The sequence below is a fragment of the Pseudorhodoplanes sinuspersici genome, from assembly GCF_002119765.1.
In the GTDB taxonomy this organism is placed as follows: domain Bacteria; phylum Pseudomonadota; class Alphaproteobacteria; order Rhizobiales; family Xanthobacteraceae; genus Pseudorhodoplanes; species Pseudorhodoplanes sinuspersici.
In genome coordinates this window covers 2,483,181-2,496,982 of the sequence record NZ_CP021112.1, presented here as the reverse complement: position 1 = coordinate 2,496,982, position 13,802 = coordinate 2,483,181, and the positions used below count along the sequence as shown (strand labels likewise).

The following is a 13,802-nucleotide window of genomic DNA, read 5'->3' as shown; positions in this document are numbered from 1 at the left end:
GCTACGACCTGTTACTCGGCGACGACTGCGATGGCAGTTATCTCCACCATAATCTCGGCGGCGGCGAAGGCCGCAGCTGTCAGCAACGTGCTCGCGGGAAAATCCTTGCCATAGATTTCTTTGCGGATATCGCTGAACCGCTGCGAATACCGGCCATCGGAAATGGCGACAGTCATCCAGACGATGTCCGTAAGACTTCCGCCCGCCCGTTGCAGCGTCTTTTCAAGATTCTTGAAAGCCTGCCGCGCTTGGGCATCGAAGTTTCCCTCCAGCGGGGCTCCGTTGTCGTCGACGAAGCCGACATGTCCGGCCAGCCAGACTGTCTTTCCGCCTTGGGTAATGACCGCCGGCGAATAGGCGTATTTCGCCTCCCATGACGGTTCGAGTATTGTCTTCTGAACGCTCATGATTATCCCCTCGGTTAGAAAATTGCGCGCAGCATTAGGCGCGCCGGAACGGCGCGGCACCATTTGTTCTAAAGTTGCACCTTGGACTTTCCCGCGACCCCGAAATCTCCCGAGCCGCGATGTCTTCCCCGCTGTGTCAATTGGGGTCCGTTACCTTTAATAATGTAACGTACATTATTATGTAGTCGCGGGGCCCTCACAAGTTAGTAATGTAACGTACATTACTTTCTTTTGCTGTCAATTGAGAATTTTGGAAACTTTGCCGATGCCTCAGGATGCCATTTCTAAAACACCTGCTGCGGCAAAGACGGCGAAGGCAGCGAAACGTCGCGAGGAGTTCCTGGAGGCCGCCGGCGACCTCTTCCTCCGGAAAGGCTTCGACAATGTGAGCATCAATGACATCATTGCGCGAAGCGGTGGGTCAAAGACTGACATCTATCGCGGCTTCGGCGGGAAGGAGGCGCTTTTCTCCGAGGCGATACGGCAGCGATGCAGGAGAACACTGCAACCGATCATGCATCCGATACCCGTCAGTGAAGATCCTGTTGCAACCCTGTTAAATTTTGGCACCCAGTTCTTGAAATGCGTGCTCTCCGAGGACGGCATCTTGTGCCACCGAATCGTGATTGCCGAGGCGATGCGCTTTCCCGAGGTTGCACAGGCATTCTATGTAGACGGTCCGCAATCGGTTTATCAGGCGCTGTCCAAGATCTTCCTCCTGCTCGACAAGCAAGCGCGCATTCCGAAAGGGAGCGCCGACGCCTTCGCCCGCCATTTTCACGGCATGATCCTGACAGAATTGCAGATGGGCCGTCTGGTCGCGAACATTCCCATGCCGGACGACGCGCAGCTGCGCCGTCACGTCAAACGCGCGATCAAAGCGCTGTTGTTATCCGAGCCCTGACAGCAATGCGCGTCAGAAATCCTTGAGCAGACGCTCGATATAATCGAGTTCGATCTGCGGCCGAGCAGGATCCGAGAAGCGACGGCGTAATTCTTCCAGAATGCGCCGTGCCCGCTGCACGTCGATCTCACCCGGCACTTTCACTGTCGTATCGTCGCCATAATCACGACCGCGTAGCGGCCGCCCCAGCGGATCGGTGTCCTGCTGCGCGCGCGCAGGCCCGTTGCGGCCAGGCTGCCCGGGCCCCTGACCCATGCCCTGTTGCTGCTGTTGCATCGCTTGCGCCATGCCTTGGGCACCACGGCGCAACGCTTCCAGCGCACGCCCCTGCGAGCCGACTGCACCCTCGCCATCCCCCTCGCCGAGTTGGCCCTCAGCCTCGCCCATGGCCTCACCAGCACGGCCGAGCTGCTCCATGCCGTTCTGGCCCTGCTCGCCCTGCTGGCCCATGCCACGCTGGCGCAACTGCTCCAGCAACTTCTGGAGTTGCTCACGCAGGGCTTGCTGGTTCTGGCGCAATTCGCCCATGCCCTGCTGGTTTTGTTGACCTTGCTGACCCTGTTGTCCCTGCTGGCCCTGTTGACCACGCTGACGATCACGACGTTGATCCTGCCCCTGACGGAACGTGCGATCGCGCAATTGCTGCTGCTCACGGATCATGTTGCCGAGCTCGTCGAGCGCCGACATCATGTCGTCGCTGTCCTCGCCATCCTGCTGGCCTGGCCGCGCCGTCTGGAGATTTTCGAGCATCTGCTGCAGTTCCTGTAGCAGACGTTGCGCCGCCTCCTTTGCTCCGGAACGTGCAAGCTCCTCGATGCGCTTGACCATGTCCTGCAAATCTTGAGACCGAAGCTGGCGCATGTTCGGATCCAGCGGCCGTGCCATCTGCGGATTCTTCCGCATCTCCTCCGCCATGGCCTGCAGGAATTTATCGAGTGCGGCGCGCAGGTCTTCGGTGAGCTTTTTGATTTCCTCCTCGCTGGCACCACGCTCCAGCGCCTGACGCAACGCCTCCTGCGCAGCGCGCAACGCGGCTTCGGCATCGGAAATATTGCCGTCCTCGATCCGCACGGCCATGTCCCACAGGCGGGCGACGACATCGCGCAGCGCGTCATCGGATTTCGCGCGCGTCAATTGCCAATAGATCGAGCGCAGGCCGAGATAGACACCAGCTTCGATCTGGAAGACTTCCGGCGCGATCCCGAGTGCATCCAGCGCTGTCAGCACCCGCGGCTTTGTCTCTGCATCGAGGGCGAGAATACGCCGCTGCTCGACCAGCGCTCGCGCCATCGGCTTGGTGAAAAGCCGCTCCGGCAACCGCATGTCGAATGACTCGGATCGCCCTTCGTTGCCGCCCTCGTCAGTCGCACTCAAGGTCAGTTGAACATCCGCGCCGGCCCAAGGATGATCGGACAGATCACGCAGCGTCTGGCCGGTGCCGTTGCGCGTGCGCGCCTGTGGCAGAACCAGCGGCATATCGGGTGCTTCAAATAATGGCCGCGCGCCCTTGAAGCCTCCCGGCTTCATGCCGGTATCGTCGAATTGTTGCGGTTTCAGCGCGAAATTGGCGCGCGCTTCGGTCACGCCGTAATCGTCTTCGATCTTGTAGTTCAGCATCAGCGAGCCGCGCGCCTGCGGCTCGGGGTCTTTCGTCAGTGCGATCGTCGGTGCGCGATCCGGAATTGCGGTGAATGACCAGGTGATCGGATCGCCAGCGCCGCGCAATGTGACCGCGCCCTGCTCAGTGATCACATAACGATGCTCTTCGGTGCCAGCCGCAGGCGCGGCCTCGGCCGCTGGTTTGGCACTTTCGTCAGCCGCAATGCCGCCACGCAAGGTGACGTTGAGCCCCGTCGCACCGCTGGCGCGCACCACCAGAACCGATCCTGTCGGAACGGCAAGCGCTGCAGTGGGCCGCGCCGTTTCACCCGGTCGCAACCCCGGCAAGATGACTGGCGGGCGCGCCGTATATTGCGGCGGTGTCACCCAGGCATCGATACGGTAATTCGCCGGCGACACCACGCCCTGCCAATTGAAAGCGGCCGCGACACGGCGTTGGCGATCGCCACCCGCCGCGAAGAAGGTTGCAACGAACAGCACCAGCACGAGGGCGCGCAGCGCCACCGGATCGTGCAGCAAGAGACGGGGGGATGGCCAGCCGGCCTTGAGCTTGCGGGCGGCAGCGAGGGCGCGCTCGACATGCGCGCGCCACAACGCCTGCGTCATCGCATCGCCCTCGTTGGTGGCCAGCCGGTCGGTCAGAGCGACAGCAGGGCGATGCGGTAGCCCGCTGCGCTGATCGAGACGCGTCAGGGCATCGGCAATGCTCGGCCTGCGGACAAAGGCAAAGGGTGACAATGCCGCAAGTGCCAGCAACCCGAATATCACCACGCCCGCTGCGCGGCCCAATGGCGGCAGCCACAGCCAGAGGCCGAGCCATGACAATACGAAAAACAGGCCGATAACCGTCGCCAAAGCCGCGAGCGGGGGCCAGATGCGCTCCCAGAGAATCGACCAGCGGGCCCGTGAAATCCCGCGCGACAACAGGATATCAACCTCGCGCTGGGCGGAATTTCTAGCGTTTTCAGACTGTTGGCTGGATTTTTCGGCCAATGCTCAGTTCCTGATGAAGCGGCCCCGGGACTCATCCCAACGCACGAGCCTAACATGCGTCTCCACGCCAGTTAGTCACGAAACATGGACTGAATTAAGCAAGCCGCAGGCCAAATGCCAGAACCGCCCGATCAGGAAGGGCCGCCGTCAGAGCCAGGGCGGCATCCGGTCCAGGCCGATCAGGGTCTCAACCTCCACACGCGGCCGCACCAGCGACCAGGCATCGCCGTTGACCAGGACCTCGGGGACGAGCGCACGCGTATTGTAGGTTCCAGCCTGCACAGCGCCATAAGCCCCCGCGGTCATCACCGCCAGCAGATCGCCTGGCTTTGGTTCCGGCATCCTGCGACCGAGCGCGAGGTAATCGCCGGTCTCGCAGACCGGTCCCACAATATCTGCCCGGATGGTCGCGACGCCCGGAGCGGCCTGCTTCACCGGCAGGATATCGTGATGGGCCTCGTACAAAGTCGGCCGGATCAGATCATTCATGGCGGCATCGACAATCACGAAGGTCTTGGCCTCGCCGTGCTTCACGAACAGCACCTGCGTGACGAGGATGCCGGCATTACCGACGATCAGGCGGCCGGGCTCAAAAATCAGCTTGCAGCCGAGATCGCGTGTCGCCTGCTTCACCACCTTTGCATAAGCGACAGGGTCCGGCGGGATCTCATCGCCCTCGCGATAGGGAATCCCCAACCCGCCGCCCAGATCGACATGCGAGATCGTGTGTCCATCCGAACGCAATTCGAGAACGAAATCCGACAGCAATGCGAAGGCGTCGGCGAACGGCGACAGATTGGTGATCTGGCTGCCGATATGCATATCGACGCCGGCGACATGAATGCCCGGAAGCTGCGCCGCGTGACGATACACCTCGCGCGCGCGGCTGATCGGAATGCCGAACTTGTTTTCGGATCTGCCGGTCGCGATCTTCGCATGCGTTTTCGCGTCGACATCGGGGTTCACGCGGATGGAAATGGCGGCCGTGCGGCCCTTGCTCGCGGCGATCTGCGACAGCAATTCCAGCTCGGGCTCGGATTCGACATTCACGCAGAAGATGTCTTCCTCGAGCGCGAGCGCCAGTTCTTCGGCGGTCTTGCCGATGCCGGAGAACATGATCTTCTTGGCCGGGATACCGGCCGCTCTGGCCCGGCGCAATTCGCCGCCTGAGACGACATCGGCGCCGGCGCCGAGCCGGCCCAGCGTCGCGATCACCGCCTGGTTGGAATTGGCCTTCACCGCGTAGCAGACCATTGACGGCACATCGGCGAAGGCGTCCGCGAATACGCGATAATGCCGCTCAAGCGTCGCCGTTGAATAGCAATAGAAGGGCGTGCCGACCTGCGCGGCGAGCGTGGTGAGGTCTACCGCTTCGGCGTGAAGGGCGCCGTTGCGATAGTCGAAATGGTGCATGTTGATCTCAAAATTGACAGTCTAGATCACGATGATTTTGGGCCGAATCGACCCAAAGTCATAAACGTGATCGATTCTCATAAGTTAGCGCATGATGTCGTCCGAAAACCGCTTCGCGCTTTTCGGCATCATGCTCTAGTCGATCAGGACGTCGAGTGGAATCGGCTTATTGGGGCCTCTGATAATCGGCAAGCTTTTCGACTTGCTGCGTCGATACTTGATTTCATCGCCGCCCTGATCGGTCTCGTTGTCCAGCGAGCCGTCCGCATCGGCTGCAAGCCCGCCCGGAGGCGCGTCCAGCGGACCTTTGCGGCCACAGGCCGACAAACCAAGGGCCAGCATGAGCAGACCAACAGCGGCAAAACGGTATAATAAGGCAGGCGAAATCCGAGTCACAAAAAGCATCCCCAAACCGGCGCGGACCATATCAGAGCGTCCGAACAAGGCGAAATTTCTTCTTCCCGTCCACTGAGACCTCACGACCGGCCCTTTTCCAGCCGTTTCAACCACCGCTTGCCCTGCAGGCGGACATTCTTGGGGGCGGTGCCGCCATAACTGTCGCGGCTTTGCACCGAGCGGTCGACGGACAGCACCTTGAACACCTCATCGGTGATTTTCGGCTCGATGGCCTGCATGGTCTCGAGTGGCACCCGGTGCAGCGGCAGGCCCGCCTTGGAGGCCTCCGCCACGATCGACCCGGTGATGTGGTGCGCCTGCCGGAACGGGATGTTGAGTTCGCGCACCAGCCAGTCGGCGAGGTCGGTGGCGGTCGCATAGCCCTCACCGGCCGCCTTCTTCATGCGAGCCGCGTCCGGTTCGATATCCCGGACCATGCCGGTCATGGCGGCGATGCAGAGCGACAGGGCACCGAGCGCATCCATCGCCCCCTCTTTGTCCTCCTGCATGTCCTTCTGATAGGCGAGCGGCAGGCCTTTCATCACCATCACAATGGACTGCAGTGCGCCGGCAATTCGGCCGGTCTTGGCGCGCACCAGCTCCGCCGCATCCGGATTGCGCTTCTGCGGCATGATCGAGGAGCCGGTGGTGAACTTGTCCGACAACCGCATCAGGCCGGTCAGCGGTGAGGTCCAGATCACGATCTCTTCGGCGAGACGCGACAGATGCACGGCGCAGATCGTTGCAGCCGCCAGCGCTTCCATCACGAAGTCACGGTCCGACACGGCATCGAGCGAATTGCCCGTCGGCCGGTCGAAGCCGAGCGCCTTGGCGGTCTTTTCGCGATCGAGCGGAAACGACGTCCCGGCGAGCGCTGCCGAGCCCAGCGGCGATTCATTCAAACGCTTGCGTGCATCGGTGAAGCGGCCGCGGTCGCGTTCCATCATCTCGACATACGCGAGCAGATGATGACCGAATGTCACAGGCTGCGCGGTCTGCAGGTGCGTCAGGCCGGGCATCACCGTATCGGCATGCTCGATGGCCTTCTCGGTCAGCGCCATCTGGAAATCCGCCAGAGCGGCATCGATGCCGTCGATGGTATCGCGCACCCAGAGCTTGAAATCGGTCGCCACCTGATCGTTGCGTGAACGGGCGGTGTGCAGGCGGCCGGCGGCGGGCCCGATCAATTCGGCCAGCCGCGATTCCACGTTCATATGCACGTCTTCCAGCGCACGCTGGAAATTGAATTTTCCCGCCTCGATCTCTGACAGAATCGTGTCCAGACCGCCGGCAATCTGGCTTGCGTCACCTGCCGTAATGATGCCTTGGTCGGCGAGCATTGCCGCATGGGCCTTGCTGGCGGCGATGTCCTGACGATACAGGTGCCGGTCGACGTCGATGGAGGCGTTGATCGTCTCCATGATGGCATCGGGGCTCGACGAAAAACGGCCGCCCCACATCTTGTTGCTCATGACCGTGACCTTAAGGTTTTGAATTCCATGACTTCGCCAATGTCTGCCCGGGACCTCGCAAAAAAGCGCGTGACTGTCATGCTTCTGGGCGGGATCGCCGGCGTCGCCGCGGGGCTGGCGGGGATATACGGGATCGGCATGGTCATGCGCAATCCGGCGGTTCCGCAGGCCTGCCAGCCGGCCGCGCAGCTTGCGCAGAAATTGCAGCCACTGGCCCGCGGCGAAGTGGCGGCGCTGGCTCCGGCCAAGTCCCCTATTCAGGTAACAGATCTCGCCTTCCGCGACGCCTCCGGGCAGGACCGCAAGCTGGCCGACTGGAATGGCAAGACGGTCCTCCTGAATTTGTGGGCCACCTGGTGCGCGCCGTGCAAAAAGGAAATGCCGGCGCTCGACGAACTGCAGAAGAAGCTGGGCGGCACGGACTTCGAGGTCGTCGCGGTCAATATCGATACTCGCGATCCGGAAAAGGCGAAAACCTGGCTGAAAGATAACGGCATTACCTCGCTGGCCTATTATGCCGATCCGACCGCACGCATCTTTCAGGTCTTGAAGGAGAAAGGCCGCGCCTTTGGCATGCCGACCACATTGCTGGTGGACAAGAACGGCTGCGAAGTCGCGACGCTGGCCGGCCCTGCCGAATGGGCCAGCGGCGATGCTGTGAAATTCATACAGACGGCGCTCGGCAAATAACCGCGGGAAGCCTGGCAAATAGCCGTGGAATCATCGGCGAATAACCGCGGAATCACACGGAAATATCGAGATTCTCGCCGATCCCGGCCGCCGTCGCGGCGACGGTTTGCATATTCTCCTGCGCGGCCTCGATGACCTGAATGATCGAGGCCTGCGCCTCGGCATTCATCTTCATCATCCTGGCCGCGGCAGCCATCTGCACCTGGGAGGTTTGCGCGCCGGCATAAGCGGCAGCGAGAGCGGTAACATCCATATTCCGATTGCGTCCTTTGGTCCTACGCGCTCACGTCGATTGAGCTTGTGGCCGCATCGATCTTGGCTTTGCCTTCGGCAGAAACACGCTGTAGCGCCGCGTTGGCGGCAAGCTCTCCAAGACCGCTGATCTGGTTGGACCACGCCGCACTAAAGGCGCTCGCGGTGGCCGTCGACAGCGACTCGAACTCCGCCACGGCAGCCTGACGCTTGGCACGCCACGCTTGCATGCTGTCATAGGCTGATTGCGGCTTCACCCAGTTCATCTTCTTCATCTGAATGCCAGCCACTTTCAGCCATCCTAGGTCACATCGCACCGCGAACAGAATGAGCAAAGAGCGTTACGATCCGCCTAACACACCGCTAACGCATTCTTGCAAATCCTCTTTTTCGATTTCTCGCGGATTCTGAAATTCCCGCTTGACGCTCACTCTCACATCCCTATACTTAACCACATGGTTTACTATCAAAATGACCCACTGAACAGCACGTTTGCGGCGCTTTCCGACCCGACACGCCGCGCCATTCTGGCGCGGCTCGCCGAGCAGGACGGCATGTCCGTGAGCGAACTGGCTAAACCCTTCCCGGTCTCCCTGCCGGCGATCATGAAGCATCTCGACGTGTTGTCGGATGCCAAGCTGATCCACCGCTCGAAGTCGGGACGGGTTGTCACTTGCGAACTCACAGCAGCGCCCATGGAGGACGCCATGCGGTGGTTGAACCGGTATGCGCAGTTCTGGTCGCAGCAGCTCGATCGTCTTGCCGCTTTCGTGGAGGAAGAGTCATGTCCCTCGCCCAAACCAACGACGCCGTCAAACCCAGCCTCACCCTCAAACGTCGTCTCAATGCGCCAGCGAAAAAAGTCTACGCCGCCTGGACCGACCCGCAAAAAATAGTGCGCTGGTTTGGGCCCGATTCCGGTCCCGTCACGAAAGCAGAGATCGATCTGCGCGTCGGCGGCGGCTTCAACATCGGCTTCCACACCGAAGACGGCGAATATCATCAGGTCGGCGGCATCTATCGCGAGGTGGTGCCGAACGAGAAACTCGTTTTCACGTGGGCCTGGCACACGATGAAGGAGCGCGAGTCGCTCGTCACCGTCACGATCAAGCCCGACGGCGAAGGCTCGCTGCTCACGCTCCTGCACGAGAAATTCTTCGACGAACCCGCCCGCGACGGCCACAAGCGCGGCTGGAGCGGTTCGCTCGACAAACTGGAGCGGCTTTTCGCCTGAGCGGTCAGGCCGCGCGGCCCTCTCGACCTATGTCAAGCCCGGCGTTGACGCTGCGGAAAACCGAAGGAACGTACCAGATGATCACGATTTCTGCTTTCAAATGGGTTCCGGATTTCGCTCAGGGCCAGGTGCGCGATCTGCGTGCGCGCTGGGCTTTGGAAGAGGCTGGCCTGTCTTACCGGACGCGCCTCCTCGAACAGGGCGATCAGGACAAGCCCGATTATCGCTCGCTGCAGCCGTTTGGTCAGGTGCCGATCCTTGAAGAAGACGGCTTCGTACTCTTCGAATCGGGAGCCATCGTGCTCTACATCGGTGAGCGGAGTGAGATACTGCTGCCGAGGCAGCCAAAAGAACGAACGCGGGCGACACAATGGCTGATCGCCGCGCTCAATTCCATCGAGCCCTTCCTCATGAATGTGGCTTTGATCGACTTGTTCTACAGAGATCAGGAATGGGCCAAGCTGCGACGTCCAGGCGCCGTGCAGTTCGCGCAGCAGCGCCTTGCCGGACTCTCCAAGGCGCTCGGCGACAAGCCTTACCTCGATGGCGAACGCTTCACCGCCGGCGACCTGATGATGACCACGGTGCTCAGGATTCTCGGTCACACCGACATCGTGATGAGTGACCCGCGCCTTGCGACTTATGTCAAGCGCTGCACTGCGAGGCCCGCTTTTGAACGCGCGCTCAATGCACAGATCACCGACTTCAAAGTGGCTGCGTGAGCAGAGCCGCGCTGGAAAAACTGTTCGCTTAACGCTGGATTGGAGAGAAGTCATGAAGCTCTATTACTTTGAAACCATCAACCCGCAGAAGGCCTGCGCGGTCGCCAAGTATGTCGATGCGCCGGCGGACTTCGTCCGCGTCGATCTCGCCAAGGGCGAACACAAGACGCCGCATTACCTCGCGATCAATCCGAACGGCAAGGTGCCGGCATTGGAAGATGGCGACACCAAGCTGTGGGAAGCCAACGCCATCATGTGCCACCTCGCCCGCAAGGCGAAGTCGGATCTCTGGCCGTCAAATCCCGAGAAGCAGATCGACGTTCTGAAGTGGCTGACCTGGAATTCAGAACACTTCACGCGCCACACCGGCAATCTGTATTTCAATTACATCATCAAGCCGAAGTTTGGTCTCGGTGAGCCCGATACCAAGGCGGTCGATGAATCCACCGGGTTCTTCAAGCAATTCGCCGCCGTGCTGGACGATCACCTCGCCGGCCGGACATTCCTTCTCGGCGATCACCTGACGGTTGCTGACTTCGCGGTATCGGTGACGCTGCCTTACGCCGATCGTATCCAGTTGCCGCTCGATGATTTCAAGAACGTCGTTCGCTGGAAATCCGTGCTCGAGGAGATTCCTGCCTGGCGCGATCCCTTCCCGGCGCGGGAAGCACAGGCCGCCTGAACGGCGTTTCGCAAAGAAAGTTTGGAGTTCGCCATGCCACAGCACGGCACCTTTCACTGGAACGAACTCACGAGCCGCGACGTCGAGCGCGACAAGCGGTTCTATCAAGACACCATCGGCTGGACGTTCGTGTCCATGCCGATGGACCGGGGCGACACTTACTGGTGCGCCATCCATGACGGCAAGCCGGTCGCCGGGATCTTCCCGCTGACCTCGCCGGAGTTCGATGGTGTCCCTGAGGGATGGATGCCCTATCTCGCGGTCGACGACGTCGACGCACGCGTCGCCAAGGCCGTCAAAGCCGGCGCGCAATTGATGCGGCCGATTTTCGATGTGCCGGATGTGGGCCGCATCGCCATTCTGAAACAGCCCGGTGGAGCCGGGATCGGCTGGATGACACCGGTCGGAATGTAACAACGGCGAATACGTTTGGGGAACGACGCCATGATCTGCTGCAGCTTCTTTGTTCTTGCTTCCGCCTGGATATGGCGCGCCGGCGCACAGCTGGCGCTGCGCCTCGGCTCAGCCGTCGCGCTGGCGGCAACAGCCTTCAGCGGCGCGATCCTCATCGCCGAACATATCGACCATTATCGCAGCCGTGCCTTGGCCAACGATCGCTCGATCTTCGCCGAGATCATCGAGCAGCCGATCTGCACGAATACCGCCGACAGCGTCCGCCGCATCGCCGCTGTCATGGTCCCGCAAAACGCACAATGAGTAAGGAGGCACCCATGACCGATGTCAGCAATGCCACGAACCATCGCATCGTATCCCGCGACACCTGGCTGAAAGAGCGCAAGGCTCTGCTCGCGGAAGAAAAGGAAATGACTCACCTGCGCGACAAGCTGAGCGCAAAGCGCCGCGACCTGCCATGGGTCAAGGTCGAGAAGACCTACGTCTTCGACACGCCGGATGGCAAGAAGACGCTCGCCGACCTGTTCGATGGCCGCAGCCAGCTCATCGTCAAGCATTTCATGCTGGCGCCGGGACAGAAGGACGGCTGCGTCGGCTGTTCATTCGAGGTCGATCACGTCGAAGCTGCGCTCCAGCATATCGAGCATCACGATGTCAGCTTCGTATCCGTTGCGCGCGCTCCCCTTGCCGAGATCGAGGCCTTCAAGACGCGGATGGGCTGGCGCTTCAGGTGGGTGTCGTCCTTCGGCAGCGACTTCAATTACGATTTCGATGTCTCGTTCACACCCGAGCAGATGAAAAGCGGCAAGGCCTTCTACAATTACCAGGAAACCGAAGTTCCGCTGGAAGACCTGTCCGGCTTCAGTATCTTTTACAAGGACGAGAAGGGCGACATCTTCCATACCTACTCGACCTTCGGCCGGGGCGGCGAGGAAGTGCTCGGCTCGTATATGCTGCTCGATCTCACGCCCAAGGGCCGCAACGAGCAAGGCCCGAATTTCGATCTCACCGACTGGGTGCGGCATCATGACCGTTATGGTGCTGTCGGCCACGTCGCTCCGACCGGGCGATGGGTGGCTGGCGACGAAGCGTCATCCTGTTGCCATTCAAATTAGGCAGCTACAGCCGTTCCATAAAAACACTCAAGGAGATTTCGAATGCCCTATGTCGATGGATTTGTGCTGCCGGTTCCAAAGAAGAAGCTGAAGGACTACGAACGCATCGCCAAAATCGCCGGCAAGGTCTGGAAGGAGCACGGCGCCATCGATTACCATGAATGTGTCGCCGATGACGTGAAGCCCGGCAAATCGACATCGTTTCCGCAGAGCGTGAAGCTGAAGAAAGGCGAGGTCGTGGTCTTTTCCTGGATCACCTACAAATCGCGCAAGCAACGCGATGCCATCATAAAAAAGGTGATGAAGGACAAGCGTCTCGCCGACATGATGAATGATCCGAAGAAAATGCCATTCGACGCCAAACGCATGTTCTGGGGCGGCTTCAAGACCTTCATCGATCTCTGATCGACGTGTCGTAAGCGAGAGCTGAACCTTCACATGTCGGCGGGCGTGCCATGCGGCACGGCTGAATGCCCTCCCACGCCTGCAACACACCTATCAAGGAGATCACCATGACCGAACAGACACAAGGCGTCATTCCCCATCTCGTCGTCGACGGCGCAGCCGATGCCATCGACTTCTACAAGAAGGCATTGGGCGCAACCGAAGTCTTGCGCATGCCGGCCGAGGACGGCAAACGGCTGATGCACGCCGAACTGCAAGTGAACGGCTCACGCGTCTTCCTGATGGACGATTTCCCGGAATACCGCGAGCAACACGGTGGCGGCAAAATCGTCGGCCCGAAAACGGCCGGTGCCAGCACATTCGTGCTGCATCTTTTTGTGCCCAATTGCGACGAGGCGGTGAAGCGCGCCACCGATGCCGGCGCCACCATTCTGATGCCGCCGATGGATGCCTTCTGGGGCGACCGCTATGGCCAGGTGCTCGATCCCTTCGGCCATGCCTGGAGTTTCGCGCATCCTTTGGCAAAAGCCTGAGCACAATCAGCACAACCCATCACGGAACAACACCATGCTCGACACCCAGCAGGAACTCGTCATCACCCGCACCTTCAATGCGCCGCGCGACAAGGTGTGGAAAGCCTGGTCGGAGGCCGACAGCCTTGCGCAATGGTGGGGTCCAAAAGGCTGCACGCTCCGTATCATGACATTCGACTTCCGGCCCGGCGGCATTTTTCACTACGCGATGCAGTTTCAGCCGGGGCACGACATGTTCGGCCGCTTTGTCTATCGCGAGATCGTCGCCCCGGAACGCATCGTGTTCATCAATTCGTTCGCGGATCTCGACGGCGGCATCACGCGCGCGCCCTTCCCGCAGCTCAAGGACACATGGCCGCTGGAAATACAAAACACGCTGACCCTGACCGAAGAGAACGGCCAGACGACGCTGACGCTGCGCGGCCGGCCGATCAATGCCTCGGAGGCGGAAACCAAGACCTTCATCGGCATGTTCGATTCGATGAAACAGGGCTATGGCGGCTCGTTCGAGAAGCTCGACGACTATCTTGCCAAAACCTGAAGCGCTTCG

19 protein-coding genes are annotated in these 13,802 nt (G+C 60.6%); 12 read left to right on the top strand and 7 right to left on the bottom strand.

The genetic code is table 11. From position 1 onward, the window contains the following. Positions 1–11 precede the first annotated feature (11 nt). Entirely contained in the window at positions 12–407 is a 396-nt protein-coding gene (locus CAK95_RS12095) for a RidA family protein (protein ID WP_086091365.1), read from the bottom strand. 265 nt (positions 408–672) lie between these two features. Between CAK95_RS12095 and CAK95_RS12090 the strand changes: the two genes are divergently transcribed. Beyond that, positions 673–1,311, top strand: a complete 639-nt coding sequence (locus CAK95_RS12090; protein ID WP_086088148.1) for a TetR/AcrR family transcriptional regulator — start codon at positions 673–675, stop codon at positions 1,309–1,311. A 12-nt stretch (positions 1,312–1,323) separates the two neighbouring features. On the opposite strand, the gene CAK95_RS12085 is transcribed toward CAK95_RS12090, so the two are convergent. The 4 genes from CAK95_RS12085 to argH all read right to left on the bottom strand — a co-directional run bounded on the left by CAK95_RS12085 (position 1,324) and on the right by argH (position 7,205). Then, entirely contained in the window at positions 1,324–3,861 is a 2,538-nt protein-coding gene (locus CAK95_RS12085) for a TIGR02302 family protein (protein WP_245303844.1), read from the bottom strand. Positions 3,862–4,071: 210 nt separating this feature from the next. Next, on the bottom strand, positions 4,072–5,337 hold the full coding sequence (gene lysA / locus CAK95_RS12080) for a diaminopimelate decarboxylase (protein WP_086088146.1): 1,266 nt from the start codon (positions 5,335–5,337) through the stop codon (positions 4,072–4,074). Between the two features lie 135 nt (positions 5,338–5,472). Further along, the gene (lptM, locus tag CAK95_RS12075; protein WP_086088145.1) at positions 5,473–5,763 is read right to left on the bottom strand and encodes an LPS translocon maturation chaperone LptM; all 291 of its coding nucleotides are present in this window, start codon (positions 5,761–5,763) and stop codon (positions 5,473–5,475) included. A gap of 50 nt (positions 5,764–5,813) precedes the next feature. Continuing rightward, the gene (gene argH, locus CAK95_RS12070) at positions 5,814–7,205 is read right to left on the bottom strand and encodes an argininosuccinate lyase (protein ID WP_086088144.1); all 1,392 of its coding nucleotides are present in this window, start codon (positions 7,203–7,205) and stop codon (positions 5,814–5,816) included. A 39-nt stretch (positions 7,206–7,244) separates the two neighbouring features. Between argH and tlpA the strand changes: the two genes are divergently transcribed. Beyond that, positions 7,245–7,895 (top strand): thiol:disulfide interchange protein TlpA, encoded by a 651-nt coding sequence (gene tlpA / locus CAK95_RS12065; protein WP_245303724.1) that lies wholly within the window; start codon positions 7,245–7,247, stop codon positions 7,893–7,895. Positions 7,896–7,947: 52 nt separating this feature from the next. Here the strand turns inward: tlpA and CAK95_RS12060 are convergent, their stop codons facing one another. Together CAK95_RS12060 and CAK95_RS12055 are read right to left on the bottom strand one after the other, a co-directional pair. Further along, on the bottom strand, positions 7,948–8,148 hold the full coding sequence (locus tag CAK95_RS12060; protein ID WP_086088142.1) for a hypothetical protein: 201 nt from the start codon (positions 8,146–8,148) through the stop codon (positions 7,948–7,950). A 22-nt stretch (positions 8,149–8,170) separates the two neighbouring features. After that, positions 8,171–8,437, bottom strand: a complete 267-nt coding sequence (locus CAK95_RS12055) for a hypothetical protein (protein ID WP_157699603.1) — start codon at positions 8,435–8,437, stop codon at positions 8,171–8,173. Between the two features lie 165 nt (positions 8,438–8,602). Here CAK95_RS12055 and CAK95_RS12050 point away from each other — a divergent pair, with 165 nt between their 5' ends. The 10 genes from CAK95_RS12050 to CAK95_RS12005 all read left to right on the top strand — a co-directional run bounded on the left by CAK95_RS12050 (position 8,603) and on the right by CAK95_RS12005 (position 13,793). Beyond that, the gene (locus CAK95_RS12050) at positions 8,603–9,043 is read left to right on the top strand and encodes an ArsR/SmtB family transcription factor (protein WP_086091364.1); all 441 of its coding nucleotides are present in this window, start codon (positions 8,603–8,605) and stop codon (positions 9,041–9,043) included. After that, positions 8,932–9,381, top strand: a complete 450-nt coding sequence (locus CAK95_RS12045; RefSeq protein WP_086088140.1) for an SRPBCC family protein — start codon at positions 8,932–8,934, stop codon at positions 9,379–9,381. Before CAK95_RS12050 ends, CAK95_RS12045 begins: the two co-directional genes overlap by 112 nt. A gap of 77 nt (positions 9,382–9,458) precedes the next feature. Then, positions 9,459–10,103 (top strand): glutathione S-transferase family protein, encoded by a 645-nt coding sequence (locus CAK95_RS12040; protein WP_086088139.1) that lies wholly within the window; start codon positions 9,459–9,461, stop codon positions 10,101–10,103. A 52-nt stretch (positions 10,104–10,155) separates the two neighbouring features. Next, entirely contained in the window at positions 10,156–10,785 is a 630-nt protein-coding gene (locus CAK95_RS12035) for a glutathione S-transferase family protein (RefSeq protein WP_086088138.1), read from the top strand. Positions 10,786–10,818: 33 nt separating this feature from the next. Next, positions 10,819–11,199: a VOC family protein gene (locus CAK95_RS12030; RefSeq protein ID WP_086091363.1), complete on the top strand. Its 381-nt coding sequence runs from the start codon at positions 10,819–10,821 to the stop codon at positions 11,197–11,199. A 30-nt stretch (positions 11,200–11,229) separates the two neighbouring features. Further along, on the top strand, positions 11,230–11,502 hold the full coding sequence (locus CAK95_RS12025) for a hypothetical protein (protein WP_086088137.1): 273 nt from the start codon (positions 11,230–11,232) through the stop codon (positions 11,500–11,502). 14 nt (positions 11,503–11,516) lie between these two features. Then, on the top strand, positions 11,517–12,314 hold the full coding sequence (locus tag CAK95_RS12020) for a DUF899 domain-containing protein (protein ID WP_086088136.1): 798 nt from the start codon (positions 11,517–11,519) through the stop codon (positions 12,312–12,314). A gap of 42 nt (positions 12,315–12,356) precedes the next feature. Beyond that, complete coding sequence (locus CAK95_RS12015; RefSeq protein WP_086088135.1) at positions 12,357–12,719, top strand: DUF1428 domain-containing protein; 363 nt, start codon at positions 12,357–12,359, stop codon at positions 12,717–12,719. A 107-nt stretch (positions 12,720–12,826) separates the two neighbouring features. Beyond that, entirely contained in the window at positions 12,827–13,252 is a 426-nt protein-coding gene (locus tag CAK95_RS12010; RefSeq protein WP_086088134.1) for a VOC family protein, read from the top strand. 34 nt (positions 13,253–13,286) lie between these two features. Next, positions 13,287–13,793: an SRPBCC family protein gene (locus CAK95_RS12005; RefSeq protein WP_086088133.1), complete on the top strand. Its 507-nt coding sequence runs from the start codon at positions 13,287–13,289 to the stop codon at positions 13,791–13,793. Positions 13,794–13,802 lie beyond the last annotated feature (9 nt).

What these genes read in the sequence shown, in the direction of transcription:
- CAK95_RS12095 (WP_086091365.1), bottom strand. Translation starts at nt 407, where the DNA reads ATGAGCGTTCAGAAGACAATACTCGAACCGTCATGGGAGGCGAAATAC.
- CAK95_RS12090 (WP_086088148.1), top strand. Translation starts at nt 673, where the DNA reads ATGCCTCAGGATGCCATTTCTAAAACACCTGCTGCGGCAAAGACGGCG.
- lysA (WP_086088146.1), bottom strand. Translation starts at nt 5,337, where the DNA reads ATGCACCATTTCGACTATCGCAACGGCGCCCTTCACGCCGAAGCGGTA.
- lptM (WP_086088145.1), bottom strand. Translation starts at nt 5,763, where the DNA reads ATGGTCCGCGCCGGTTTGGGGATGCTTTTTGTGACTCGGATTTCGCCT.
- argH (WP_086088144.1), bottom strand. Translation starts at nt 7,205, where the DNA reads ATGAGCAACAAGATGTGGGGCGGCCGTTTTTCGTCGAGCCCCGATGCC.
- tlpA (WP_245303724.1), top strand. Translation starts at nt 7,245, where the DNA reads ATGTCTGCCCGGGACCTCGCAAAAAAGCGCGTGACTGTCATGCTTCTG.
- CAK95_RS12060 (WP_086088142.1), bottom strand. Translation starts at nt 8,148, where the DNA reads ATGGATGTTACCGCTCTCGCTGCCGCTTATGCCGGCGCGCAAACCTCC.
- CAK95_RS12050 (WP_086091364.1), top strand. Translation starts at nt 8,603, where the DNA reads ATGGTTTACTATCAAAATGACCCACTGAACAGCACGTTTGCGGCGCTT.
- CAK95_RS12045 (WP_086088140.1), top strand. Translation starts at nt 8,932, where the DNA reads ATGTCCCTCGCCCAAACCAACGACGCCGTCAAACCCAGCCTCACCCTC.
- CAK95_RS12040 (WP_086088139.1), top strand. Translation starts at nt 9,459, where the DNA reads ATGATCACGATTTCTGCTTTCAAATGGGTTCCGGATTTCGCTCAGGGC.
- CAK95_RS12035 (WP_086088138.1), top strand. Translation starts at nt 10,156, where the DNA reads ATGAAGCTCTATTACTTTGAAACCATCAACCCGCAGAAGGCCTGCGCG.
- CAK95_RS12030 (WP_086091363.1), top strand. Translation starts at nt 10,819, where the DNA reads ATGCCACAGCACGGCACCTTTCACTGGAACGAACTCACGAGCCGCGAC.
- CAK95_RS12025 (WP_086088137.1), top strand. Translation starts at nt 11,230, where the DNA reads ATGATCTGCTGCAGCTTCTTTGTTCTTGCTTCCGCCTGGATATGGCGC.
- CAK95_RS12020 (WP_086088136.1), top strand. Translation starts at nt 11,517, where the DNA reads ATGACCGATGTCAGCAATGCCACGAACCATCGCATCGTATCCCGCGAC.
- CAK95_RS12015 (WP_086088135.1), top strand. Translation starts at nt 12,357, where the DNA reads ATGCCCTATGTCGATGGATTTGTGCTGCCGGTTCCAAAGAAGAAGCTG.
- CAK95_RS12010 (WP_086088134.1), top strand. Translation starts at nt 12,827, where the DNA reads ATGACCGAACAGACACAAGGCGTCATTCCCCATCTCGTCGTCGACGGC.
- CAK95_RS12005 (WP_086088133.1), top strand. Translation starts at nt 13,287, where the DNA reads ATGCTCGACACCCAGCAGGAACTCGTCATCACCCGCACCTTCAATGCG.